The organism is Amycolatopsis eburnea, from assembly GCF_003937945.1.
Taxonomy (GTDB): domain Bacteria; phylum Actinomycetota; class Actinomycetes; order Mycobacteriales; family Pseudonocardiaceae; genus Amycolatopsis; species Amycolatopsis eburnea.
The window spans coordinates 288,611-311,001 of sequence record NZ_RSEC01000048.1; the positions used below are offsets into that span (position 1 = coordinate 288,611).

At 72.4% G+C, this 22,391-nt stretch carries 22 protein-coding genes; 9 read left to right on the plus strand and 13 right to left on the minus strand.

Features of this window, described 5'->3' with window-relative positions; genetic code table 11:
- Positions 1-10: 10 nt before the first annotated feature.
- Positions 11-1,039: an LLM class flavin-dependent oxidoreductase gene (locus EIY87_RS22790; RefSeq protein WP_125311486.1), complete on the plus strand. Its 1,029-nt coding sequence runs from the start codon at positions 11-13 to the stop codon at positions 1,037-1,039.
- Here the strand turns inward: EIY87_RS22790 and kstD are convergent.
- Positions 1,036-2,766, minus strand: a complete 1,731-nt coding sequence (kstD, locus tag EIY87_RS22795; protein ID WP_125311488.1) for a 3-oxosteroid 1-dehydrogenase — start codon at positions 2,764-2,766, stop codon at positions 1,036-1,038. The two genes, EIY87_RS22790 and kstD, sit on opposite strands and share 4 nt — an antisense overlap.
- Positions 2,767-2,987: 221 nt before the next feature.
- Between kstD and EIY87_RS22800 the strand changes: the two genes are divergently transcribed.
- Together EIY87_RS22800 and EIY87_RS22805 are read left to right on the plus strand one after the other, a co-directional pair.
- Positions 2,988-3,692 (plus strand): SDR family NAD(P)-dependent oxidoreductase, encoded by a 705-nt coding sequence (locus EIY87_RS22800; protein ID WP_225440001.1) that lies wholly within the window; start codon positions 2,988-2,990, stop codon positions 3,690-3,692.
- Between the two features lie 9 nt (positions 3,693-3,701).
- Positions 3,702-4,430, plus strand: a complete 729-nt coding sequence (locus tag EIY87_RS22805; RefSeq protein WP_125311492.1) for a nucleotidyltransferase family protein — start codon at positions 3,702-3,704, stop codon at positions 4,428-4,430.
- On the opposite strand, the gene EIY87_RS22810 is transcribed toward EIY87_RS22805, so the two are convergent.
- Together EIY87_RS22810 and EIY87_RS22815 are read right to left on the minus strand one after the other, a co-directional pair.
- Entirely contained in the window at positions 4,427-5,710 is a 1,284-nt protein-coding gene (locus EIY87_RS22810; RefSeq protein ID WP_125311494.1) for a 6-phospho-beta-glucosidase, read from the minus strand. The two genes, EIY87_RS22805 and EIY87_RS22810, sit on opposite strands and share 4 nt — an antisense overlap.
- Entirely contained in the window at positions 5,707-6,453 is a 747-nt protein-coding gene (locus EIY87_RS22815) for a DeoR/GlpR family DNA-binding transcription regulator (RefSeq protein WP_125311497.1), read from the minus strand. The genes EIY87_RS22810 and EIY87_RS22815 overlap by 4 nt, the downstream gene beginning before the upstream one ends.
- Positions 6,454-6,572: 119 nt before the next feature.
- Here EIY87_RS22815 and EIY87_RS22820 point away from each other — a divergent pair, with 119 nt between their 5' ends.
- Positions 6,573-7,598 (plus strand): carbohydrate kinase family protein, encoded by a 1,026-nt coding sequence (locus tag EIY87_RS22820; RefSeq protein ID WP_125311499.1) that lies wholly within the window; start codon positions 6,573-6,575, stop codon positions 7,596-7,598.
- Here EIY87_RS22820 and EIY87_RS22825 read toward each other — a convergent pair.
- Both EIY87_RS22825 and EIY87_RS22830 read right to left on the minus strand, forming a co-directional pair.
- Positions 7,595-8,002 carry a VOC family protein gene (locus EIY87_RS22825; protein WP_125311501.1) on the minus strand — a complete coding sequence of 136 codons (408 nt, stop codon included), beginning with the start codon at positions 8,000-8,002 and terminating at the stop codon, positions 7,595-7,597. The genes EIY87_RS22820 and EIY87_RS22825 overlap by 4 nt on opposite strands.
- Before the next feature lie 10 nt (positions 8,003-8,012).
- A complete protein-coding gene (locus EIY87_RS22830; RefSeq protein WP_125311503.1) occupies positions 8,013-8,582 on the minus strand; it encodes a CGNR zinc finger domain-containing protein in 570 nt (189 codons plus the stop codon).
- A 102-nt stretch (positions 8,583-8,684) separates the two neighbouring features.
- On the opposite strand from EIY87_RS22830, the gene EIY87_RS22835 reads away from it, so the two are divergent.
- Entirely contained in the window at positions 8,685-9,536 is an 852-nt protein-coding gene (locus tag EIY87_RS22835; protein WP_125311779.1) for an alpha/beta fold hydrolase, read from the plus strand.
- A 171-nt stretch (positions 9,537-9,707) separates the two neighbouring features.
- Here EIY87_RS22835 and EIY87_RS22840 read toward each other — a convergent pair whose 3' ends face one another.
- The 3 genes from EIY87_RS22840 to EIY87_RS22850 all read right to left on the minus strand — a co-directional run bounded on the left by EIY87_RS22840 (position 9,708) and on the right by EIY87_RS22850 (position 12,588).
- Positions 9,708-10,463 (minus strand): SDR family NAD(P)-dependent oxidoreductase, encoded by a 756-nt coding sequence (locus tag EIY87_RS22840; RefSeq protein WP_125311505.1) that lies wholly within the window; start codon positions 10,461-10,463, stop codon positions 9,708-9,710.
- 68 nt (positions 10,464-10,531) lie between these two features.
- Positions 10,532-11,122 carry a GTP cyclohydrolase II RibA gene (gene ribA, locus EIY87_RS22845; protein ID WP_125311507.1) on the minus strand — a complete coding sequence of 197 codons (591 nt, stop codon included), beginning with the start codon at positions 11,120-11,122 and terminating at the stop codon, positions 10,532-10,534.
- Positions 11,119-12,588, minus strand: coding sequence for a PfkB family carbohydrate kinase (locus EIY87_RS22850; RefSeq protein WP_125311509.1), 1,470 nt, complete (start codon positions 12,586-12,588; stop codon positions 11,119-11,121). Before EIY87_RS22850 ends, ribA begins: the two co-directional genes overlap by 4 nt.
- Positions 12,589-12,924: 336 nt before the next feature.
- On the opposite strand from EIY87_RS22850, the gene EIY87_RS22855 reads away from it, so the two are divergent.
- Complete coding sequence (locus EIY87_RS22855) at positions 12,925-14,082, plus strand: OmpA family protein (protein ID WP_225439992.1); 1,158 nt, start codon at positions 12,925-12,927, stop codon at positions 14,080-14,082.
- 20 nt (positions 14,083-14,102) lie between these two features.
- Positions 14,103-14,933 (plus strand): hypothetical protein, encoded by an 831-nt coding sequence (locus tag EIY87_RS22860; protein WP_125311511.1) that lies wholly within the window; start codon positions 14,103-14,105, stop codon positions 14,931-14,933.
- A 330-nt stretch (positions 14,934-15,263) separates the two neighbouring features.
- Here the strand turns inward: EIY87_RS22860 and EIY87_RS22865 are convergent, their stop codons facing one another.
- The 3 genes from EIY87_RS22865 to EIY87_RS22875 form a co-directional block, all read right to left on the minus strand.
- On the minus strand, positions 15,264-16,079 hold the full coding sequence (locus EIY87_RS22865) for an SCO6745 family protein (RefSeq protein WP_125311513.1): 816 nt from the start codon (positions 16,077-16,079) through the stop codon (positions 15,264-15,266).
- A 36-nt stretch (positions 16,080-16,115) separates the two neighbouring features.
- Positions 16,116-17,321, minus strand: coding sequence for a cytochrome P450 (locus tag EIY87_RS22870; protein WP_125311515.1), 1,206 nt, complete (start codon positions 17,319-17,321; stop codon positions 16,116-16,118).
- 98 nt (positions 17,322-17,419) lie between these two features.
- Positions 17,420-18,148, minus strand: coding sequence for an SDR family oxidoreductase (locus EIY87_RS22875; RefSeq protein WP_125311517.1), 729 nt, complete (start codon positions 18,146-18,148; stop codon positions 17,420-17,422).
- 174 nt (positions 18,149-18,322) lie between these two features.
- Here EIY87_RS22875 and EIY87_RS22880 point away from each other — a divergent pair, with 174 nt between their 5' ends.
- Together EIY87_RS22880 and EIY87_RS22885 are read left to right on the plus strand one after the other, a co-directional pair.
- A complete protein-coding gene (locus EIY87_RS22880) occupies positions 18,323-19,897 on the plus strand; it encodes a discoidin domain-containing protein (RefSeq protein WP_125311519.1) in 1,575 nt (524 codons plus the stop codon).
- 75 nt (positions 19,898-19,972) lie between these two features.
- Entirely contained in the window at positions 19,973-20,602 is a 630-nt protein-coding gene (locus EIY87_RS22885; protein ID WP_125311521.1) for an SAM-dependent methyltransferase, read from the plus strand.
- 52 nt (positions 20,603-20,654) lie between these two features.
- On the opposite strand, the gene EIY87_RS22890 is transcribed toward EIY87_RS22885, so the two are convergent.
- Both EIY87_RS22890 and EIY87_RS22895 read right to left on the minus strand, forming a co-directional pair.
- On the minus strand, positions 20,655-21,671 hold the full coding sequence (locus EIY87_RS22890; RefSeq protein ID WP_125311523.1) for a S1 family peptidase: 1,017 nt from the start codon (positions 21,669-21,671) through the stop codon (positions 20,655-20,657).
- Positions 21,672-21,929: 258 nt separating this feature from the next.
- The gene (locus tag EIY87_RS22895; RefSeq protein WP_125311525.1) at positions 21,930-22,226 is read right to left on the minus strand and encodes a GNAT family N-acetyltransferase; all 297 of its coding nucleotides are present in this window, start codon (positions 22,224-22,226) and stop codon (positions 21,930-21,932) included.
- Positions 22,227-22,391 lie beyond the last annotated feature (165 nt).

Sequence of the window (22,391 nt, forward strand, 5' to 3'; positions counted from 1 at the left end):
TGAGCGTTGTATGAAACTCGGCATCTACAGCTTCGGCGACCGCGCGCCCGACCCGCGGACCGGCGCGCAGCCGTCCGTCGCGCAGACGCTGGCCAACACCCTCGAGCGGATCAAGCTCGCCGACGAGCTGGGCCTCGGCTTCTACGGCCTCGGCGAGCACCACCTCGACCAGTACGCGATCTCGAACCCGGGCACCGTCCTGGCCGCCGCGGCGAGCGTCACGAACCAGATCACGCTGAGCTCCGCGGTCACCGTCCTGAGCACCGAGGACCCGGTCCGCGTCTACCAGCAGTTCACCACCCTCGACCAGCTCAGCCACGGCCGCGCCGAGCTGCTCGCCGGGCGCGGGTCGTTCACCGAGTCCTTCCCGCTGTTCGGCAACGACCTCGGCGACTACGACGAGCTGTTCGAAGAGAAGCTCGCGCTGCTGCTGCGCATCGACCGCGAAGACCCGCTGACCTGGTCCGGCAAGTTCCGCCCGCCGCTGGAGAACGCGCGGATCCTGCCGCGCCCCTACGGCAGGCGCCTGCGCATCTCGGTCGGCACCGGCGGCAACCCCGAGTCGTCGATCCGCGCCGGGTTGCTCGGCCTGCCCGTGGTGTACGCCGTGATCGGCGGCCGTCCCGAGCGCTTCGCCCCGCTCGTCGACCTCTACCGCCAGGCCGGCGAGGCCGGCGACCACCAGCGCGAAGACCTGCACGTCACCATGGGCGCGATCGGCTTCCTCGCGCCGAATTCGCAGGACGCCAAGGAGACGTTCTACCCGTACTGGCTCGAGACGATGAAGTACGGCGCCCGCGCCCGTGGCTGGGCGGTGCCGACCCGCGCCGAGTACGACCAGTACACCGCCGGCGCGCAGGCGTTGTTCGTCGGCAGCCCGCAGGAGATCGCCGAGCGGCTGATCGAGGTCGGCAAGCTGACCGGCGCGGACCGCTACGCGATGCAGATGGACTGGTCCGGCGTCCCGCACGCCGAGGTCATGAAGGCCATCGAGCTGCTCGGCACCGAAGTGCTTCCCTTGGTGGAAAAGGAGTTCTAGACGTCGTTCGCGGCGATGTAGCCGAACGTCATCGCCGGGCCGATGGTCGAGCCCGCGCCGGCGTAGCTGTGGCCCATCACCGCGGCGCTCGCGTTGCCCGCCGCGTACAGGCCGGGGATGACCGTGCCGTCCGGGCGCAGCACGCGCGCCCGGGCGTCGGTGCGCATGCCACCCTTCGTGCCGAGGTCGCCGGGGACGATCCGCAGCGCGTAGAACGGCGGCGCCCACAGCGGCGCGAGACAGGAATTGGGCAGCACCAGCGGGTCCGTGTAGTAGTGGTCGTACGCACTCGCGCCGCGGTGGAAGTCACTGTCCACTCCGGACCGGGCCAGGCTGTTGAACCGGTCCACAGTGGACTTCAGCGCGGCCGAAGGCACGCCGATCTTCGCGCCGAGGTCCTGGATGGTCGAGGCCTTGAACACCGCGCCGGCCGCGTACCAGGAGTCCGGGAACGGCAGCAGCGGCAGGATGTCGCGGAACAGGTACTTGTTCCGGTAGTTCTGGTCGACGACGAGCCAGGCGGGGATGTCCGGCGCCGTCGGGTTCTTGTCGTACATCGTGTGCACGACGTCGCTGTAGGGCGCGGCTTCGTTGACGAACCGCTGCCCGGCCTGGTTGACCAGCAGCCCGCCGGGCAGGGTGCGCTCGGCCAGGCAGAAGTACGGGTCGCCGGGCACCGGGATGGCCGGGCCCCACCACGCGTCCTCCATCAGGTCGAGCGCGGCGCCGGCGCGCTGGCCGGCCCGGATGCCGTCGCCGGTGTTCTCCTTCGCGCCGACCGTCCACTCCGTACCGATCGGCTGGCGCTGGTACTGCGCGCGCATCCCGGCGTTGTGCTCGAACCCGCCCGAGCCGACGATCACGCCGCGGCGCGCCCGCACCAGCCCCTGCGGCGTCAGAACTCCCGTGACCGCACCGTTGTCGATGTTCAGGTCGACGAGCGGGGTGTTCAGCCACACCGGCACGTTCGCCGCGAGCAGCCCGGCCCGCAGCCCGGCGGCCAGCGACTGCCCCATGGTGAGCGGCTTCTGCCCGGCGATCGCGGCGGCCGTGCCGCGGGCCAGGCAGGCGGCCGCGACCGCGGCACCCTTGGCGTTGACCGCGGCGAGGTTGAGCCACTTGTAGTCCGCGCTGAACACGACCATCCCGGCGGGCGTGGCCAGGTAGGGCGGGTTCAGGTTCGCCAGCTCCGCGCCGAGGAGGTTGCCGTCGAACTGGTCCGGCTCGATCGAGCGGCCGTTCGGCAGGCCGCCCGGGAGCTCCGGGTAGTAGTCGCTGTAGCCGTCCATGAAGCGGAACCGCAGCGGGCTGTTCGCCAGCACGAACGAAATCATCGCGGGGCCGTTGCGCAGGAAGGCTTCCTGGCGCGCGGCCGGCACGTCCGGCCCGACGACGGCGGCGAGGTACTGCGCGGCTTTCGCCGGCGTGTCCGGCACGCCCGCGGCGAGCAGCACGGGGTTGTTGGGGATCCAGATGCCGGCGCCGGAACGGGCCGCGGAGCCGCCGAACGTCGGCGCCTTCTCGAGCACGACGACGCTCAGCCCGCGCTTGGCCGCCGTCAGCGCGGCGGTCATGCCCGCCGCGCCGGCCCCGACCACGACGACGTCGTACTCGGCCACCTGCGCCGCACCCGCGGCCGACGGCGCGACGAGCGCGGACGTCGCCGCGAGGCCCACGCCCGCCGCGGTGCCGCGCAGGATCTGGCGGCGGGTCAGGTCGGCATCCATGGCGCACTCCTCGCTCGCGGGACGGCGAAGGTCATCGTGTCGGCACCTCCCCGAAACTGGAACAGGTTCTACCCGCTTGGAGCAGCCGCCGACGTCGTCGTTGCGCCGGTGGCCGCAACGCGTGACGACATTCGCCGGAGCCAAGTTGACGACGTCCTCAACTTATGGCTGACTTGAGGACGTTCTCAAGTTAGTCCGACGAGGAGGTTCCCTTGCCGAAAGTGATCGCCGTCCTGGGCGTCGGCCCCGGGCTCGGGCTGTCGATCGCCCGCCGCTTCGGCCGCGAAGGCTTCACGACGGCGCTGGTTTCCCGCACCGCCACGCGGCACGACACCTACCGCGAGGCCCTGACCGGGATCCCCACGCACACCTACACCGCCGACGTCACCGACGACGCCCAGCTCCGCGACGTCCTCGCCCGGATCACCGCGGACGCCGGCGAGATCGACACGGTGTACTTCGGCCCGGCCGACGCGACCGGCGGCACGGCCATCAAGCCGCTCACCGAAGCCGGCCCCGCCGACCTGCGCACGCCGTTCGAGAACTTCATGCTCCCGGCCGCGAACCTCGTGGCAGCGGCACTGCCGCCGATGCTGGCCCGCGGCTCGGGCGCCCTGCTCTTCGCGGGCGGCCTGAGCGGCAAGCACCCGATGCCGATGCTCGGCACCCTCGCCCCGGCGTCGGCGGCGCTGCGCATGTACGTCCTGACGCTGCACGCGGCCCTGCGCGAAAAGGGCGTCTACGCCGGCATCCTCACCATCGGCGGCCTCATCGAGCGCGGCGACATCCACCGCGTGTTCACGTCCCAGGACCACGGGTTCACCGCCGGGACGCTGAACCCGGACGACATCGCCGAGCAGGCGTGGTCGCGGTACGTCGAGCGCGACGCGGCCGAGGCGGAGTTCAACGCGATGGCCGCGGTCTAACCTGGGACCGTGTTCAGCACTGGGGAACGGAGTTCGCTCCGCGAAGCACTGGTCGAGGCGGCCCGGTCGGACGAGCGCGTCACCGGCGCCGCGCTCACCGGCTCGGCCGCGCTCGACGCCGAAGACGCGTGGTCGGACATCGACCTCGCGTTCGCCGTCAGCGGCGATCCCGGGCCGGTGCTCGCGGACTTCACCGCGCGGCTCTACGGCGAGCACGGCGCCGTGCACCACATGGACGTGGTGTTCGAGCGGACGGTGTTCCGCGTGTTCCTCCTGGACAGCACGCTGCAGGTCGACCTGGCGTTCTGGCCGGAAGCGGACTTCGGCGCGACGACGCCGAAGTTCCGGCTGCTGTTCGGCACCGCGAACGAGCGCGAACCGGCACCGCACCCGGACGCCCGGCGGCTGATCGACCTGGCCTGGCTGCACGCCCTGCACGCGCGGTCGAGCCTCGCGCGCGGCCGCGGCTGGCAGGCCGAGTACATGGTCGGCCGGGTGCGGGAGTACACACTCGCGCTGGCTTGCCTGCGGCACGGCCTGCCCGCCGTCGAAGGGCGCGGGCTCGATCAGCTCCCCACCACCGTCGCGCGGCCGTTCGAAGCCACCCTCGCCGGCGGCCTCGACGACCTCGGCCGGGCCTTCCGCGCCGTGACCGAACTGTTCGTGAACGAAATCGACCAGGTCGACGTCGACCTCGCCCGCCGCATCGGGCCGCTGCTGCGCGAGCTGGTTCCCTAAGCCAGGTAAGCGAGTTCCGGGTGCGCGGCGGTGTACGCCTCCAGCAGCCGCCGCGCCACCGAAACCGAGTCGATCAGCGGGTGCAGCGCGAACGCCCGCAGCGCCGCCTCGCGCGAACCCGTCGTCGCCGCTTCGATCGTCGCGCGCTCGACGGCCTTGACCGCCGTCACCAGGCCCAGCGCGTGGCCGGGCAGCGGCGACACCGCGAGCGGGCGGGCGCCGTTGCCGTCGACGACGCACGGCACCTCGACGACCGCGTCCGGCGGCACATCCGGCACCGCGGATCCGTTGCGCACGTTGAGGATCAGGTTCGCGCGCTCACCCAGTGCGATGGCGCGCATCAACGCGAGCGCGACGTTCTCGTACCCGCCGCCCTCGAGGTCGTCACGCTCCCCGTCGCGCGTTTCGGCCATATACGTCGTTTCCCGCTCCAGCCGCGTGCGGTCCCACGACGCCAGCGAAGGCTCCGCGTAGAAATCCCGTTGCTGCTCAAGGAGAAGCGCGCCACGCGAAGCCGACGATGACGCCGCTTCCCGCGTGAAGTAGTAATAGTGCAGGTACTCGTTCGGCACGGCGCCCAGCGCACGCAGCCAGGAAGCGCCGAAGAGCTTCCCCTCTTCGAACGACTCCAGCGCGCCGGTGTCGGCGAGCAGCCGCGGCAGGACGTCTTCGCCGCCGACGCGGACCGCGCGCAGCCAGCCCAGGTGGTTGAGCCCCGCGTAGTCGAACCAGGCCGTCGCCGGGTCGATGCCGAGCGCCCCGGCGACGCGGCGGCACAGCCCCACCGGCGAGTCGCAGATGCCGAGCACCCGGCCGCCGAGGTGCGCGGCCATCGCCTCGGTGACCATCCCGGCCGGGTTCGTGAAGTTGATGACCCACGCGCGCGGCGCCAGTTCGCCGATCAGCCGCGCCAGCTCGACGGCGACGGGGACCGTGCGCAGGCCGTACGCGATCCCGCCGGCACCGACCGTTTCCTGGCCCAGCACGCCTTCCGCGTGCGCGAGCTGCTCGTCCAGCCGGCGGCCGCGCAGGCCGCCGACCCGGATGGCGGAGAACACGAAGTCCACATCGGACAGTGCGGTGGTGAGGTCCGTGGTCACGCGCACCCGCGGCGCGCCCGCCACTCCGGCGGCCTGCTCGGCGAGGACCCGTTCGATCGCCGCGAGCCGCCCGGCGTCGACGTCGTGCAGCACCAGGTCCGTGACGCCGCCGTCGCGCAGCAGCGCGCCGTGCACCAGCGGCACGCGGAACCCGCCGCCGCCGAGGATGGCGAGCTTCACCGCAGCACCTCCACCCCGGCGTCGGCCAGCGCGGCGCAGGTCGGTTCGTCGGCACCGGCACTGGTGACGACGACGTCGAGCGCGTCCGGCCCGCAGACCTTCGCCAGGCCGGTCCCGGGGAACTTGCCGGCGTCGGCGAGCAGCACCACCCGGTCCGCCGCCGCGACCATCGCCCGCTTCACCGGCACCTCGACGACCGTCGAGTCCATCACGTGGCCGTCGCCGCGGACGCCGCTCGCGCCGAGGAACACGGTGCCGGCGCGCACCTGGCGCAGCGCGTCCTCGGTCAGGAACCCGACCATCGAAAGCTGCCCGCGCCGGACGACGCCGCCGAGCAGGACGAGCTCGACGTCGGCGGCGTCCTTCAGCTCTTCGTAGACGGCGAGGCTGCTGGTGATCACCGTCAGCGCGCGGTCGCGCAGGTGCCGCGCCAGCCGGTGCGCGGTGGTGCCGACATCGAGGAGGACGGTGTCGCCGTCGGCGACCAGCGCCGCCGCGCGCCGGGCGACGGCTTCCTTTTCGTCGGCGTGCTCGGTCGCGGGCGCGAACGGCTCGCCGTCGCCGTCCGCCGCCATGGCGCCGCCGTGCACCCGCGTCAGCCGGCCTTCGCGGTCGAGCAGCACCAGATCGCGGCGCACGGTGGCGTGGCTGACGCCGAGCCGCTCGGCCAGCAGGCCGACCGGCGCCGGCCCCTCCGCGCGGAGGGCCCGCAGGATCAGCTCGTGGCGACGCTGGGGCAGCATCCGGCGACCATAGCAGTCAAGGTTGCGCAGTTCCCGGTCAAGAATGCGCGGATCTTGCGGATTCTGCGTGGTTGACGCACTCTCGTGCGCACAGTTGCGCGAACTTCGTGGAGGCGCCCGTGCCGGTGGAACCCGAGCCCGAAACCGATGTCTTCCTGTCCGGCCCGCTGTTCTTCGACCTGGTGTTCACCGGGCTCGAACAACCACCGGCGCCGGGCCAGGAGGTGTGGACGGGCGGCATGGGTTCCGGGCCGGGCGGGATCGCGAACTTCGCCGTCGCGCTGAGCCGCCTCGGCCTGCGGACGTCGCTGGCGGCCGCGTTCGGCACCGACGTCTACGGGCGCTACTGCTGGGACGTCCTTTCGCGGCAGGAGCACATCGACCTGTCCCGCTCGCGGCGGTTCCCGGAGTGGCACTCCCCCGTCACGGTTTCCCTCGCCTACGCCGGTGACCGCGCGATGATCACCCACGGCCACGCGCCGCCCGTCCCGGTCGCGGAGCTGGCCGGCTCGCCGCCGTCGAGCCGTGCGACGGTCGCGCACATCGGCCTCGACACGGCGGAGTGGGTCCACACCGCGCACCAGGCGGGCAGCCTCGTGTTCGCCGACGTCGGCTGGGACCCGTCCGAGGCCTGGTCGGCGGCGTTGCTCGACCAGCTCGGGTGCTGCCACGCGTTCCTGCCCAACGACGTCGAGGCGATGGCCTACACCCGCACGGACACCCCGGAAGCGGCGCTCGCGAAGCTGGCGGACCTGGTCCCGATCGCGGTGATCACCCGCGGCGGCGCGGGCGTGCTCGCGGTCGACGGCACGACGGGCGAAACGGCGGCGGTCCCGGCCCTGCCGGTCGACGTCCTCGACGCGACGGGCGCGGGCGACGTCTTCGGGGCGGGCTTCCTCGCCGCGACGCTGACCGGCTGGCCGCTGGCCGAGCGCCTCCGCTTCGCGTGCTTGACGGCGAGCTTGTCGGTCCAGCACTTCGGCGGGGCGCTCGCCGCCCCCGGCTGGCACGAGATCGCCGAGTGGCACGCGCGCACCCGCCGCCCGGACTACGGGTTCCTGGACGAGGTCCTGCCGGCCGAGACGGTGGCGGGCATCCGCCGCGGCCCGGTCACGCTCGGCTTCGGCGACGACAGCTGGCGCTAGCGGCGCGACGAGATCTGCTGCACCGCCCAGGAATTGCCGTCGGGGTCGGTGAAGAAGACGAAGCCCACGTTGTCCAGGTTCGCCTTGCCGTCCCACGGACCGGCGCCGACGACCTGGATCTCGCCCACGTCGACCCCGCGCTCCCGCAGTTCCGCGTGCGCCTTCGGGAGGTCCTTGACCACCAGCTGCAGGCCCTTCATCGACCCCGGCGGCATGTCCGGCACCGCGCCTTCGCCGATCACCACCGAGCAGCCCGAGCCCGGCGGGGTCAGCTGGACGATCCGCACGCCCGGCGCGGGCGCGACGTCGTGGTCGAGGGTGAAGCCGAGCTGGTCGGCGTAGAAGGCCTTGGCGCGGTCGATGTCGGACACCGGGACCACGACCACTTCGAGCGTCCATTCCATGGGCGCGACGCTACTCGGCCGAAGCCCCTCGTTGTTCGACGACGAGCCGCTGGTGCCGGGCCGCGCGGACCCGGTCGCCGCACGTCGTGGAGCACCAGCGGCGGCGGGCGTGCTCGCGGAAGAAGAAGCGGACGCAACCGTGGGCCTCGCACGGGCGGACCAGCCGGCCGAGGTCGCCGCCGGCGACGTCGATCGCGTCGCGGGCCAGTGCCGCCACGGCCGCGTCGACGGTGCCCGGCCGGCCGCTGCGCCATTCGCGCAGCGGGCCGCCCCGCCAGACGAGCTGGGGCGCGGCGGCGTCGGCGCGCGCGGCCGCGTTCACCGTCGTGACGGCGGCGGGGTCGGGCTCGCGGTCGTCCGCCAGCGCGGCCAGCAGTTCGCGGACGGCACCGCGCAGTTCGCTCAGCCGGGCGACGTCGGCCGGGCGCAGCGCCGTCGCCGGGAGGTCGTGCCGGCGCAGCCAGGCGGCGGCGCCGTGCGGTTCGGCGAGGTCGTCGACGCTGCCGCCCGCGCTCAAGCGCCGGGTGTTGACCAGCGCCAGCGCGGGCGAGCGGTCCTCGCCGGGTGCCGCAGTGACCACGTCCGCCTCCCGAGTCCGGTGCCCAGTTTCCCCTGGCCCGTTGACAGCCTACCCGTCTCATGGATAAATGGAGAAATAAACATGAGACGCAAGGAGGACCTCATGGTCGCCGTGCACCACCGCCACGCCACCGTCGCCGGGCACCGGCTCTTCTACCGGGAGGCCGGGCCCGCGGACGCGCCCACGATCGTGCTGCTCCACGGGTTCCCGACGAGCTCGCACATGTTCCGGCACCTGATCCCGGCCCTGGCCGACCGCTACCACGTCATCGCGCCCGACTACCTGGGCGCGGGCGCGTCCGACGCCCCGTCGGTGGAAGAGTTCGCCTACACCTTCGACGCGCTCGCCGACCTCACCCTCGGCCTGCTCGACCAGATCGGCCTGACCCGCTTCGCGCTCTACATCCAGGACTTCGGCTCGCCGGTCGGCCTGCGCATCGCGGCCGCGAACCCGGACCGGGTGACGGCGATCGTCACGCAGAACGGCAACGCCTACGTCGAAGGGCTGGGCGCCGGGCTGCCGCAGAAGCTCGCCGCCGGCACGCTGACCGCGGACGACCTGAGCGCCATGGTCACCCTCGAAGCCACCAAGGCGCAGTACCTCGACGGCGTCCCCGACCCGTCCCTGGTGAGCCCGGACGTCTGGATCCACGACCAGGCCCTGCTCGACCGGCCCGGCGCCGCGGCGATCCAGCAGGCGCTGCTCGCCGATTACCACCACAACATCGGCCTGTACCCGAAGTTCCACGAGTACTTCCGGACCAGCCGCGTCCCGCTGCTCGCGGTATGGGGTGCCAACGACGAGATCTTCGTCGCCGACGGCGCCCGCGCCTACGCCCGCGACCTGCCCGACGCGGAGATCCACCTGCTCGACTCGGGGCACTTCGCGCTGGAGACACACCTCGACGCCATCGCCGGCTACCTCCGCGGCTTCCTCGGGCGGGTACTGAAGTAACGGGTCCAGCGCCCCAATGTGGCGTTGGTTGCGTCCGACGCACCGAACGCCACATTGGGTGCGCTGGACGCACCGAACGCCACATTGGGGCGCATTCCCAGCCGTCGACGGACCTCGGCCGCCCGGCGGTGCCGATCGCCTGCCGCGGACCGGGCACCGCCGGCACCCGTGCTAGTCGACCAGCGCTCCGGCGCTGACGTTGACCGTGGCCGCGGTCATCGTGCGGGCCCGGTCGGACGCGACGAACGCCGCCACCGCGCCGACGTCGGCGAGGGTGGCCGCGCGGCCGAGCATCGTCTTGCCCACGATGCTCTTCTCGATCGCGTCGCGGCCCGGGAACGCGGCCGGGAGCACCTCGGGGATGCCGCCCGTCCGCAGCGTCACCGTCCGGATCCCGTGCGGCCCCAGCTCGGCGGCGAGCTGGCGGCGCATGGCCTCGAGCGCGTGGAAGGCCACCTGCAGCCCGCCGACGGGGTACTCGCGCACGGGATCGCCGTCACCCCCGAACAGCAGGATGGCGCCGGCGCCCTGCTTGGTCATGTGCCGCGCCGCCGCGCGCGCGGTCAGGAACTGGGTGCGCACGGCGGTCAGCACCGGCCGTTCGTAGTCCGCGAGCGCCATGTCGGCCAGCGGCGTGCCCTGGACGTCGCCGTGCGAGATCAGGTTGAAGGAGACGTCGAGGCTCCCGCGCGCCGCGACGGCGTCGGCGTGCTCGTCGACCGCGCGTTCGTCGAGGGCGTCGACCTCCGCCGTCTCGGCCGCGCCCCCGTTCGCCCGGATGCGCCCGGCGACCTCCTCCAGCCGCGCCAGGGTGCGCCCGGCGAGGAAGACGGTGGCGCCTTCCTCCGCGAAAGCGGCGGCGACGGCCGAACCGATCCGGCCGGCGGCGCCGTAGACGATGGCGTTCTTGCCTGCGAGCAGGGTCATGGGTCCTCCCTTGTCCGGGTGTGGTCACCCGTGCGTCGAACGGGAGGACCCGGAATCGACAGGGAGGCTCAGGCGGGCCGCGGCAGGATCGCGTGCCCGTGCACTTCCTTGGCCGCCAGGTACCGCACCGTCTCGCGGCTCGGGTCCGGCTGCACCAGCTGGCACATCTCCGCCTTGATGCCGGCCGCCTCGAGCGCCGAGATCTTGGCGGGGTTGTTGGTCAGCAGCCGCACCGAAGTGAGCCGGAGCTGCGCGAGCAGGGCGGCGGCGTCGCCGTAGGACCGGCTGTCGGCCTTGTACCCGAGTGCCGCATAGCTCGCGAAGGTGTCCAAGCCCTGCTTCTGCGACAGCTCGTACCCCTCCGCCTTCGCGAACAAGCCGGCGCCGCGGCCCTCCTGGTCGAGGTACACCAGCACGCCCGAGCCGTGCTTGCGGATGATGCGCAGGGATTCCTGCAGCTGCCAGCGGCAGTCGCAGTTCGTGGACTCGAAGATTTCGCCGTAGAGGCACCGGGAATGGATGCGCACGGGACACCCGTCCACGGGCTCGCCGTACACCGCGGCGCTCGGCGGGTTCATCCACCCGGGCCCGCCGTCGAGGACGATCGCGCGGAACGCCCCCTCCGCTCCCTCCAGCTGGTGCACCACTGCTCCGGTCACGGGGTCTCCAGGGTCTGGTCGGTCTCGAGGGTGCGCTCGACCTCCTCGAGACCCGGCATCGAGTCGGCGATCTCGTCGAGAGTCGGGTTCGTCGCCATCGCCGCGATCGCCCAGTGCAGGGCTTCCTCGCGGCTCCGGCCGGCACCCTCTTGGATGAGTTTTTGGATGAGCGCCGCGGAAAAAGCTTCGCGGACGCCTGGTGCGTCGTCGAGCGGGACCGGCGGGCCCTCGATGTCGCGGGAGATCACGCTCGAGCGGATCCTACAACCAAAATTCTCCACGACACAGACCGCGCCCACCCCGAGGGCGAGCAGTGACCGGGCGAGGTCGTCGAGTGATTGTGGACTGTCCGGATCGGACAGCAGGCGGCGCAGCTCGCCTTCGCGGCCGACGAGGTAGTCGACCCCGCGCAGCAGCCGGTAGAGCTGCTGCGGAGCGCTGCGCGGCGGCGAAGCCTGCAGCAGCACCAGGGGTTTCCGCGGCTGCGTGGCCGCGGCCGACAGCGCCCACTTGATCGTGTCCATCGGCGGTTCGAGGGTGACCAGCACGGCGTCCGCCTCGGCCATCGCGTCCCGCACGCGCGGCGCGCGAAGGTCCTCTCTGGACAGCGAGACGTCGTCCTTGTTCATCCAGCCGAGGTACCGCGTCTCGCCGGTCTGGCTGACGAGCACCAGTGCACGCGGGTTGGCGACGCCCGGGGTTTCCTTGACCAGCGCGGTCGACAGGCCTTCCTTGCGCATGAACTGCAGCAGGTCCTGCGCCTGGGAGTCGCCGCCGATGGCGGTGACGAGCCGCGCGTCGAGGCCGAGGCGCCGCCCGGCCACCGCGAGGAGGAGGCCCTTGCCGCCGGGGTGCACGTCGAAGGACTGCGCCTGGACGGCCTCGCCGACCTCGGGCAGCTCGTCCGAAACCACGACGTGGTCGGTCACCGCGCTGCCGACCACCACGACGGCACCCACGGTTTCGCCGGCGGGCTCGGCCACCACGGGCTCGACGTCGTGGACGCAGCGTTCGGCGAGCACGCCCAGCGTCCGGGTCTCGATGGAGCCGCGCAGGCTCCGGACCGTCGGCGGCGGGTACTCGCTCGAGACGCCGACCAGCGCGTGCAGCGCGTCCCACCCCTCGGCCAGCGCGCGGCGGCGCTCCCCCAGGTCGTCGGCGTACAGGCGCTCGATCTCGGGGCGCTCGCCCACGCGCGCGCGGAGGACACCGAGAGCCAGCGCGGCGTCCGCGATCAGGAGGTCGGCCGGGTCGAGCGCGGCGGCCGCGGTGGTCACGACGTGGACGATCGCTTCGCCTTCGGACGCGCCGGTCTCGCGGGCGCGGCGGCGGACGGCGGGCAGCTCGGCGAGCAGGCGGACGTCGACCTCGGTGGCGTCGAGGCGCTCGACAGTGAGCCCGCTGCGCGTCCTCAGCTTGAGGAAGACGCTCCGGACGCCCTCGACGGTGGCGTCGTATCTCGCCATCGCCTCAGCCTACCCCTCGGATGTCACTTGCCCTTCTCCGCATGGCACTTGCGCGCCGCGGTCCCGCCACTCGTCGCAGCGAAGCCGCCAAGTTGCTCCATTCGGCCCGTTTGGGTCCGGCGTTCAGCGTCCCCCGATCACACAAAGGGCGTCGACCTGGGGCCGCTTCTTGATGTCATCGCATTGTCAATTGACATCGTTACAGGGCAAATGCCAACCTGAGGGTGCTTCATCGACCGTCGGGAGGTCGTCATGCAGCTCAAGAACACCCCGCTCAGCCTGCGGAAGGCGACACCGCGCCCAGCGCGTGTCACTCGGGCGGCATTTGCCGGAACAATGGCACTGGGCCTGGTCGTGGGCGGCTGCGCGGTGCCGGCGCGGAACATCGTCCCCACCGGCGGCGACCGGGTCGTCGTGGTCGTCAGCGGGACGGCGAACGAGCCGCGGGCCGCCGTCACCGACGCCGTTCTCGCCGTGCTGCGGGACGCCGCGAACAGCGGGAACGTCTCGCAGCAGGGCTCGGGCAAGAGCAGCGTCGTGCTCGTCTCGGCCGCGGACGGCGGGGACCGGCGCTCGGTCGTGCTGACCCCGCGGCGGGCCGACGGTTCCCTGGAACACGGCCTTTCCCGGCCGTCGCTGATCGACCGGAACGTGGCGAGCGCCGCCGACGCGATCGGGGCGACCACCGCGCACAAGAGCGGGCTCGACCTGCTCGCCGGCATCGCCGACGCCGTCCGCGGGGTGCCCGCCGGGACCCTGGTCGTGGACAGCAGCGGCCTGAGCACCGGCGGGGCGTTCGACCTGCGGCAGGTCGGCTGGGCGGCGGACCCGGCGGCCGTCGCCGGGCAGCTGGCCGCCGCCCGGCAATTGCCGCGGCTGGACGGCTGGCACGTCGTCTTCGCCGGGCTCGGATCGGTCGCCGGGCCGCAGCCGCCGCTGCCGTCGCCCGCGCGCGAGCGGCTGGCCGCGTACTGGCAGGCGATCTGCCGGGCGGCCGGCGCGGCCGCCTGCGACGTCGACCAGAGCCGGGTGCCCGCCGAGCCGTCGCGGGCCACCGCGGCGACGCCGGTCGTGCCCGTGCCGGGGGTGACGTCGGTGACCGGCCCGCGGGGCGAGGTCACCACCACGGTTTCGGACGCCGCGCTCGGCTTCGCCGGCAACTCCGCGGTGCTCTCCGAATCCGCCCGCGACCTGCTGCGGTCGCTGGCGGGCAGCATCACGGCCGGCCGGTCGAACGCGCCGGTCACCGTCCGCGGCTTCGCGGCCGACCCGCCCGGGTCGACCGACGCGGGGCGGCGGGAACTGGCGGAACAACGAGCGCGTGCCGTCGCCGGCGCGCTCACCGGGGCCGGCGTGACCCAGCGGGTCGATGCCACCGGCACCGGCACCGAACCCGGGGTCACCGCGATGACCGGCGGGCGGTTCGACGAAGCGGCGGCGGCCCGGATGAGGCGGGTGGAGATCACGTACCAGGGCCCCGGCCCGAGCACGTAGACCGACCAGGAGGCACGGCCATGACCAGCACCGACCAGACGAGAAACCTGCCACTGCCCCAGCCGCGGCCCCGCGCCGAGACGCCGGCGGGCGACCTGCTCCTCGCCCGCGTGCAGGAGCTGAACTACCGCTCCGCCCGCGCGATGGACGGCCACGTGGTGGGCCCGCACGGCCAGAACCTGACCGTCGGCGAGGCACAGGCCCGCGCCGAGCTGATCGACCGGCTCATCGAGCTGGAGCAGCTGCGCGGCAGCCTGCGCCACCGCCGCGTCGGCCGCGTGACGCGGGTGCTGACGCTCCTCACGGTGACGGTGGTCGACCTGCCGATCATGCTGTGGCTGGCCAGTTCCGTGTTCAACGTCGACTGGAGCGACCCGCTCGGCCTGCCCCTGGCGATCAGCATCGTGATCTCGGTGCTGGCCACCGGCGGCGCGGCGACGGCGCTGCACCACCTCGGCCACAACCAGCGCCAGCACAAGAACGCCAAGCGGCAGCTGGACTGGGCGAAGCTGTCGGCGGGGTCGAAGCTCAGCCTGGTCACGGTGGGGCTGCTGGTCGGGCTGATGGGCGTGGTGATGTTCGTCCGGGTGTACACCGAGGGCGTGCTGTCCGGGATGAACGACCTCGCCGTGCTGATGGCGGTGCTGGTCGCGCTGGTGATGGTGGTGTCGGCGACCTTGGTGTTCTGGACGGCGTTCCGCGACGGCTCGCTGGAGCAGGACGACCTGCGCCACTACAGCGACGCCGTCCGCCCGTTCCTGGCGGCGAAGCGCGAGTACGAGGACCAGGCCCACGAGCTGAGCTGCCAGTACGACCTCCTGCGGCGCCAGGCGGGCCGCGCGGAGGAATGACCTCGGGGGAACCCGGGGACCCGGGCCGGCGGGAAGGGGCTGCCCGCCGGCCCGGGTGACGTCGAGACCGCGGCGCCGGTCCGCGATGTCATGAAGGGGTCGTTCGCTTGAGCGGCCGTGCGACCGGTGTCGATCAGGCGTGGCGGCGGATCGCCCGGAACCCCAAAAGTCGCCAACAGCATCGTCTGCGGAGATGAAAGGGTCGTTCATGGCGTCTGGCGAGGTGAACGACCCTTTCATGACATTCCCGCGGCGCCGGGCAGACCACGCGACCAGGCGACTCTGCCGTCGAGCGAGCCGGCGCGACTTTGCCGGAGCCGTGACGGCGCGTCAGGGGCGCGGGACGCCCATCGGGTTGGGCACCGGCACCACCCCGCTGTCGATCACCGCGCGGCTCAGCGGGACCGCCAGCTCCAGCGCCCGCTCGAAATCCGCTCCCAGTGCCTCGACCGGCCCCGCGGCCAGCCGATCGGTATCGGCCTCGACCCGGCGGCGCAGCTCCCGGCCCGCGTCGGTCAGCCGGCCGGCCTCGTCGAGCACACCGCGCGACCGCAACCGGTCCACCGCCGCGTCCCACTCCTCGTCCGACCACCCCCGATGCGGCTGGACGTCCGCGCGGCCGATCACCCCGTCACCGATGTGGGTGAGGGTCGTCTCCAGCCCGCTCAACCCCGCGTGCACCGCCGCCAGGACGTGGCCGTCGCCGCGGTGCTCGCGCAGGATCGTCGTCGCCAGCCAGAGCGCCGCCGCCGGGTTCGCGGGCTTCGGGACCGCCGCCCACGCCGCCGCCAGCGGGCGCCCGCCGAAGTCGCACGCGTCGACCGCGCGCCACAGCAGCGCAGCCAGCTCCGGCGCCTCGGGCACCGCCGCGGAGACCGCCTCGAGCCGGGATTCGAGCACCGCCGCGGGGGACGCGAACGACCACGCGTCCGGCAGCGCCCGCGCCACCATCGCCGGGGCGAAGCCGAACAGCACCGCCGCCGCCGGCTCGGGGCCGATCGGGCCAAGCGGCGCCAACCGGCCCGCGAAGTAGCCCATCCAGTACCCGCGCAGGCCCACCGCCTTGGCCGCCGCCGCGGTCTCGGGCGCGAAGTAGACGACGGCGTGCAACGGTTCCACGGCCGCCCAGAGCCGGCGTGCGGTCATGCTTCTCCTCACGCGGTCCAGCGTTCCAGATCGTGCTCAGCCCCAGGCTACCGGCAGCTCCCGGACCCCGTACACGAGCGTGTTGTGCTTGAACGCCAACGACTCCCGCGGCACCGACAGCCGCAGGCCGGGCACCCGGCGGAACAACCGCGTCAACGCCTCCTGCAGCTCGACCCGCGCCAGCTGCTGCCCGACGCACTGGTGCGCCCCGAACCCGAACGCGACGTGCGTGCGCGGCGACTCGCGGTCGAAGTCCAGCTTGTCCCCGCCCGGGAACAGCTCCTCGTCGCGGTTCGCGGAGTTCAACGCCGCGACCAGCCACTCCCCCGCCTTCACCGCGCGCCCGCCGACTTCGACGTCCGAAGTCGCGTACCGCAGCACGCCGAACTGCACGACCGACAGGTACCGCAGCAGCTCCTCGACCGCCCGCTCCGGCCGGGCCAGCACGACGTCGCGCTGCGCGGGCTGCTCCATCAGGACCAGCGCGCTGAGCGCGATCATGTTCGCCGTCGTCTCGTGCCCGGCCACCAGCAGGCTGAGCCCGAGCACGACGAGCTCCTCCGTCGACAGCGGGTCGCCGTCGGACTCGCCGCGGGAAATCAGCCTGCTGAACAGGTCGTCCCGCGGGTTCCGCCGCTTGTCGGTGAACAGCTCGGCCATCAGCGCGGACAGCTCGTCGTACGCCTGCTTCCCCTCCTCGGGCGTGGCGTCGGTGCTGACCAGCAAGCCGCTCTGCCGCTGGAACCGCGACCGGTCCGCGTACGGCACGCCGAGCAGCTCGCAGATCACCAGCGACGGGATCGGCAGCGCGAAGTCCGCCACCAGGTCCGCCTGCCCCGGCTTCGCGAGCATCGCGTCGAGGTGGCTCTCCACCAGCTCCTGGACGTAGCCGCGCAGCGCCTCCACGCGCCGCACGGTGAACTCGGCGATCACCTTCTTGCGCAGCCGGGAATGCTCGGCGCCGTCGAGCTGGATGATCGAGCCCGGGCTGACCTCCTCGTCGAGGTCGGCGTTCGGGTTGACGTGCACCGAAGACGCGCCGCGCGAGCTCAGCGCCCGGTCGGCGAGCACCGCGCGGACGTCCTGGTACCGCGTCACCAGCCACGCGTCCATGCCCGCCGGGCAGCGGACCCGCGACACCGGTTCGGTTTCCCGCAGCTCGCCGTAGCTCCCCGGCGGGTCGAACGGGCACCCGGCCGGTCGCGTCGTCGGGAGGGCCGGGGTTGCGGATGCTGCCGTCACGGCGGATCACACCTCTCTTCCGGTGGGCTGTCTCCCTTCCACCATGGAGAGAACCGGCGCCCCCGTGGGGGTTCCGGCCGGCTTGCGACCCGGATGGCCTAGCGGGCCCCGTACGCGCCGCCGTTGACGTGCACGACCTGCCCGGTGACGTGCCCGGCGCTCGGCGACGCCAGGAACACCACGGTTTCCGCGACCTCGTCCGGCGTGCCGGCCCGCTTGTCGAAGGCGACGGAGACCCGCGCGGCCACCCATTCGTCGGAAACCGTGCCGTGGAAGAACTCCGTGTCGAGGGTGACGCCGGGCGCCACGACGTTGGCCGAGCCGGCGGCGCCGAGCTGCCGCGCGAGGTCGGTGTTCCACGCCTCGATCGCGGCCTTCGCCGCGCCGTACGAGCCGGAGCCCTGCTTCGCCGCGATGGAGCCGAGGGTCACCACACGCACGTTGTCCGCGAAACGCGGCTTCAGCGCGGCCGTCACGAGGACCGCGGAGACGACGTTGGCCTCGAAGTTCGCGCGCCACGCGTCGGCCAGCCCCGCCAGGTCGCCGGGCGCGGGCGCCTCGCGGACCCGGTCGGTGTTGCCGCCGGCGTTGTTGACCAGGACGTCGACGCGTCCGGGCAGCTCGGCCAAGGCTGCCTGCACGGCCGCCGGGTCGCTCGCGTCGAAGGCCACCGCTCGCGCGCCGATCCGCTCGGCCGCGGCTTCGAGCACGTCCTTGCGGCGCCCGGTGACGGTCACCCGCTCCCCCGCCGCCGCGAACCGGGCGGCGATCGCCAGCCCGATGCCGGTGCCGCCGCCGGTGACCACGATTTCCCGCTGTTCGCTCATGCCGCCATCTTCACCGAAGAAAGCGCTTACCCACCAGCTCGTTCCCAGCGACCGGGACACGGGAACGCATTCGTCAGGAAAGTTTACGAAGTGGGGTTGACGGGCCGCTCCCGCCCGGCGAACCTGGGAGCCACGCCGCAGTCATCGTCCGCCCAGTCCCCCTCCGGAGGCAGCATGACCCGGCGCGCGCTCGTGCTCGTCGTGACCCTGTTCCTCGCCGTGGCCACCGCGTTCACCGCCGGTGGCACGGCGAACGCGGCCACCACGCAACCGACCTTCCTCACCTTCTACGGCTGGTGGGACAACACCCCGCCCGGCGGCGACATCTCCTACCCGCGGATCCACGACACCGCGGGCGGCAAGGGCACGTACGCCGACCCGATCACCTTCGCCACCAGCAGCGACGAGCTGAAGCCCGGCACCAGGGTCTGGGTGCCGCGGGTCAAGAAGTACTTCATCATGGAGGACGGCTGCGACGAGTGTTCCGACGACTGGAACAGCCAGGGCCCCAACGGCGGTCCCGGGCTGCGCCACATCGACCTCTGGCTCGGCGGCGAGGGCGGGAGCGCCTTCGACGCGATCGACTGCGAGGACGCGCTCACGCACTACAACGCCGACAACACGCCGGTCATGGAGCCGGTGGTCGTCGACCCGCCGTCGGACGAGCCGTACGACGCGACGCCGATCTTCAACACCAGCACCGGCGAGTGCTGGGGCGGCGCGCAGCCGAACACCACGGTCGGCCAGTACAAGAACAACTCGACCGGCACCTGCCTGGAAGCCCCGAGCAGCGGCACGACGCTGAAGGTGGCCGCCTGCACCGGCGGCGCCTCGCAGCGGTTCACCTTCCACGGCGCGTTCCTCGTGATCAACGACAAGTGCGCGGGCATCTCGGGCAGCTCGATCGTGCTGCAGACGTGCACCGGCGGACCGGCCCAGCAGTGGTCGGTCAACCCCGACGGCACGATCTCCGACATCCAGACGAGCACCAAGTGCTTCCGCGCCTCGGGCTCGACACTCAGCGCGGGCAGCTGCTCCGGCACCCAGGCCCGCTGGACGTTCACCGCGGCCGGCACCCCGGCGGGCCTGAGCGTGACGCCGTCGTCGGTGTCGGTCGCGCCGGGCGCTTCGGCGACGGCCACCGTCACGGCGACGGACGCGGTATCGCTGTCCGCGAGCGGCGTTCCCGCCGGGGTCACCGTGTCGTTCGCACCGGCGTCCGTGCCGGCCGGCGGGACCTCGACCGTGACGGTCGCCGCCGCCTCGACCGCGAGCCCCGGTTCGGCGACGGTCACCATCACCGGCGGCGGGAAGACCGCGTCGCTGGGCGTCACGGTCACCGGCGGCGCGGAAACCCTGCTCTCCCAGGGCAAAACGGCGACGGCGTCCTCGATCGAGTCGTCGTCCTACCCGGCGAGCGCGGCCTTCGACGGCAACCTGACAAGTACGCGCTGGGCATCCAAGGAGGGCACGCCGAGCGAGTGGCTGCGCGTCGACCTCGGCGCCGCGAAGGCGATCACGCGCGTCAAGCTGAGCTGGGAAGCCGCCTACGGCAAGGCGTACACGATCCAGACCTCGCCCGACGGCACGACCTGGACGACGATCTTCAGCACCACGACCGGCAACGGCGCCACCGACGACCTCACCGGGCTCGCGGGCAGCGGCCGCTACGTGCGGATGAACGGCCTCACGCGCGGCACGTCGTACTGCTACTCGCTGTACGAGATGCAGGTGTTCGGCCCGGCCTGAGTTGCCGGATCGGCAACACGATTTGCCTCTTCGGTGACGTCCTCCGCATGCTGGGGACGTCACCGAGGAGGAACCATGCCCCATGAACACGGCCGGCCGATGATCGTCGAAGAAATGCTCAAGCAGGAGTTCTGGGAGGAGATGTACCAGCGCGACGAGCACCGGATCTGGAGCGGGAACGTCAACGCCAACCTCAGCTCCGAGGTCGAAGGCCTGAAACCCGGGCACGCCCTCGACCTCGGCTGCGGCGAGGGCGGCGACGCGATCTGGCTGGCGAAGCAGGGCTGGACGGTGGACGGCGCCGACATCTCGACCCTCGCGCTCGCCCGCGCCGAAGAAGCGGCCAAGGAGGCCGGCGTGACCGTCCGCTGGCTGCACCGCGACATCCTGAAGTGGCAGCCGGAAGAGCAGTACGACCTGATCTCGGCGCAGTACATGCACCTGCCGCCGGCCCTGCGCCGCGACGTCTTCACGGCGGCCGCGGCGGCGATCCGGCCGGGCGGGTCGCTGCTGGTCGTCGGGCACTCGCCGAAGGCCATGCGCGAGTTCGACGGCCAGAAGCCGCCGGAGGAGCTGTACTTCGAGCCGGAGGAGATCACGACGTTCCTCGGCGACCCGTGGCAGTGGGTCGTCGAGACGTGCGAGACGCGCGGCGAAGGCCACCACACCGACGCCGTCTACCGCGCGAAGCGGCTGGAGGCATGAGAAAGGCCCCTTTCACGCGCCCTCGACGCGCGGGAAAGGGGCCTTTCGGCTATCAGGCGAGCTCGAGGCCGTACGCCTGCAGCTCCAGGGTGAGCGGGTAGAAGTAGCTGGTCTGGGTGTCGCCGCCGGACAGCGTGCCGAGGCCCTTCTCACCGTCGTACGCCGGGCCGCCGGAGTCGCCGTGGTCGGTGTGCGCGGTGGTGCCGAACTCGTGGTTGAGCACGCCGACGTCGAAGTTGACCGACTCGTCGACCGAGGTGACCTCGCCGCTGCCGCCGCCGGTGGTCGAGCCCTGCTTCTCGATCTGCTCGCCGACGGTCGGCTCGGCCGCGGAGGTGATCTTCTGGCCGGTGTTGATCTCGCCCGGGCCGGTGCCGTTCGGGCGGGTCAGCAGCCCGGAGTCGGCGTCCGGGCAGTCGCTCTCGACGACCTCGGCCCCGGAGACGTCCCCGCCGGACCAGGTGCCACCGAGGTTGGTGCAGTGCCCGGCGGTGAGCAGGAACGGCTCGCCACCGCGCGTGACGTTGAAGCCGAGCGAGCAGCGGCCCTGGCTGTTCTGGATGGCGTCGCCGTCGGCGATGTGCAGCTCGAGCTTGCCGGTCCGGTGCTCGACGCGGACGCTGTCGCCGTACTTCGCGGCGGCCGCGCTGACCTTGTCGGCGGTCTCCTTGCTGGCGGCGTCGTAGACCTTCACCACGACCTGGTTGGTCTTGGTGTCGATGCCCCACGCGGTCTGCGGCACGTTCTTCACCGCGTCCAGCTGGTTCTTGACACCGGTGAGCGCGGCGAAGGTGTGCTTGACCTTCTTCGCGCTGAGCCCGGCGGCCTGCACCTTCTGCAGCGCGGCGTCGTCGACGACGTTCACGACGGCCTTGCCGTTCTCCAGGTAGATGCCACCGGAGGCGGCGCCCAGCGACTGCGCGACCTGCGTGGCGTTGCCGATGGCGTGGGCCTGCATCTCGGCGAAGGCCAGCGGGGACGCGGTGGCGGCCGACGCGCACACGCCGCTGGTCAGCGCCGCTGCCGACAAGACGGCGAAGGTCTTGAGAGCGGTCTTCCGGGGAGTCATCAACTTCCTCCAGGTTTGCCGGTTCGAAGCCTGCGCCGGTCACTTTCGTTGCCGAGCAACCAACGCAACACCGACGAAGGTTGGTTAATAACCAATCGATCCGGACATACCTCTCGATCTGGACCCGTACGGCCCAATGCCGCTCACGCTTTCGGCCCAGCGGACGGCGACGGCGGCCGCCGCTCGCGTCCTGAATGAGTCATTCAGGTCTTCGGAGGTCCTGAATGACTCATTCAAGACCTCGCGACACCCCGGCCCTCAGCCCTTCGGCCACCGCACGTGGTCCTCGTACCCCGGGTTCTTCCGCAGGTACCCCGCGATGAACGGGCACACCGGCACGATCGTCCGCCCCGCCGCCACGACGTCGTCCAGCGCACCCGCCGCCAGCGCCTTCCCCAGCCCGCGCCCGGCGAACGCGTCGTCGATCTCCGTGTGGGTGAACACCGTCAGCTCGCCCCGCCGCTCGTAGTAGGCCATCCCGGCCAGTTCGTCGCCCACCCACACCTCGTACCGGCTCTCGTCCGGGTTGTCGGTCACTCGGGTTTCGTCGCTCATCAAGTTCTCCTCGCTCGGGGTACGTCCCCCATCGTGCGATGTCCGGCCGGCGGGCGCCGACCGGGTCGTGACGGCCGCTGGGCCGGCCGGGGGACGCGCCCGGCACGTTCGTGTGCAACCCGGCCGCGGGCCTTGGCGGGCACCGGCGTTTTTGGTTGCCTCACA

Bases quoted from the DNA above. Each gene is read 5' to 3' on its own strand.
- EIY87_RS22790 (WP_125311486.1), top strand. From the start codon at position 11: ATGAAACTCGGCATCTACAGCTTCGGCGACCGCGCGCCCGACCCGCGG.
- kstD (WP_125311488.1), bottom strand. From the start codon at position 2,766: ATGGATGCCGACCTGACCCGCCGCCAGATCCTGCGCGGCACCGCGGCG.
- EIY87_RS22815 (WP_125311497.1), bottom strand. From the start codon at position 6,453: ATGCTGCCCCAGCGTCGCCACGAGCTGATCCTGCGGGCCCTCCGCGCG.
- EIY87_RS22825 (WP_125311501.1), bottom strand. From the start codon at position 8,002: ATGGAATGGACGCTCGAAGTGGTCGTGGTCCCGGTGTCCGACATCGAC.
- EIY87_RS22835 (WP_125311779.1), top strand. From the start codon at position 8,685: ATGGTCGCCGTGCACCACCGCCACGCCACCGTCGCCGGGCACCGGCTC.
- EIY87_RS22840 (WP_125311505.1), bottom strand. From the start codon at position 10,463: ATGACCCTGCTCGCAGGCAAGAACGCCATCGTCTACGGCGCCGCCGGC.
- EIY87_RS22850 (WP_125311509.1), bottom strand. From the start codon at position 12,588: ATGGCGAGATACGACGCCACCGTCGAGGGCGTCCGGAGCGTCTTCCTC.
- EIY87_RS22855 (WP_225439992.1), top strand. From the start codon at position 12,925: ATGGCACTGGGCCTGGTCGTGGGCGGCTGCGCGGTGCCGGCGCGGAAC.
- EIY87_RS22860 (WP_125311511.1), top strand. From the start codon at position 14,103: ATGACCAGCACCGACCAGACGAGAAACCTGCCACTGCCCCAGCCGCGG.
- EIY87_RS22865 (WP_125311513.1), bottom strand. From the start codon at position 16,079: ATGACCGCACGCCGGCTCTGGGCGGCCGTGGAACCGTTGCACGCCGTC.
- EIY87_RS22875 (WP_125311517.1), bottom strand. From the start codon at position 18,148: ATGAGCGAACAGCGGGAAATCGTGGTCACCGGCGGCGGCACCGGCATC.
- EIY87_RS22880 (WP_125311519.1), top strand. From the start codon at position 18,323: ATGACCCGGCGCGCGCTCGTGCTCGTCGTGACCCTGTTCCTCGCCGTG.
- EIY87_RS22885 (WP_125311521.1), top strand. From the start codon at position 19,973: ATGCCCCATGAACACGGCCGGCCGATGATCGTCGAAGAAATGCTCAAG.
- EIY87_RS22890 (WP_125311523.1), bottom strand. From the start codon at position 21,671: ATGACTCCCCGGAAGACCGCTCTCAAGACCTTCGCCGTCTTGTCGGCA.
- EIY87_RS22895 (WP_125311525.1), bottom strand. From the start codon at position 22,226: ATGAGCGACGAAACCCGAGTGACCGACAACCCGGACGAGAGCCGGTAC.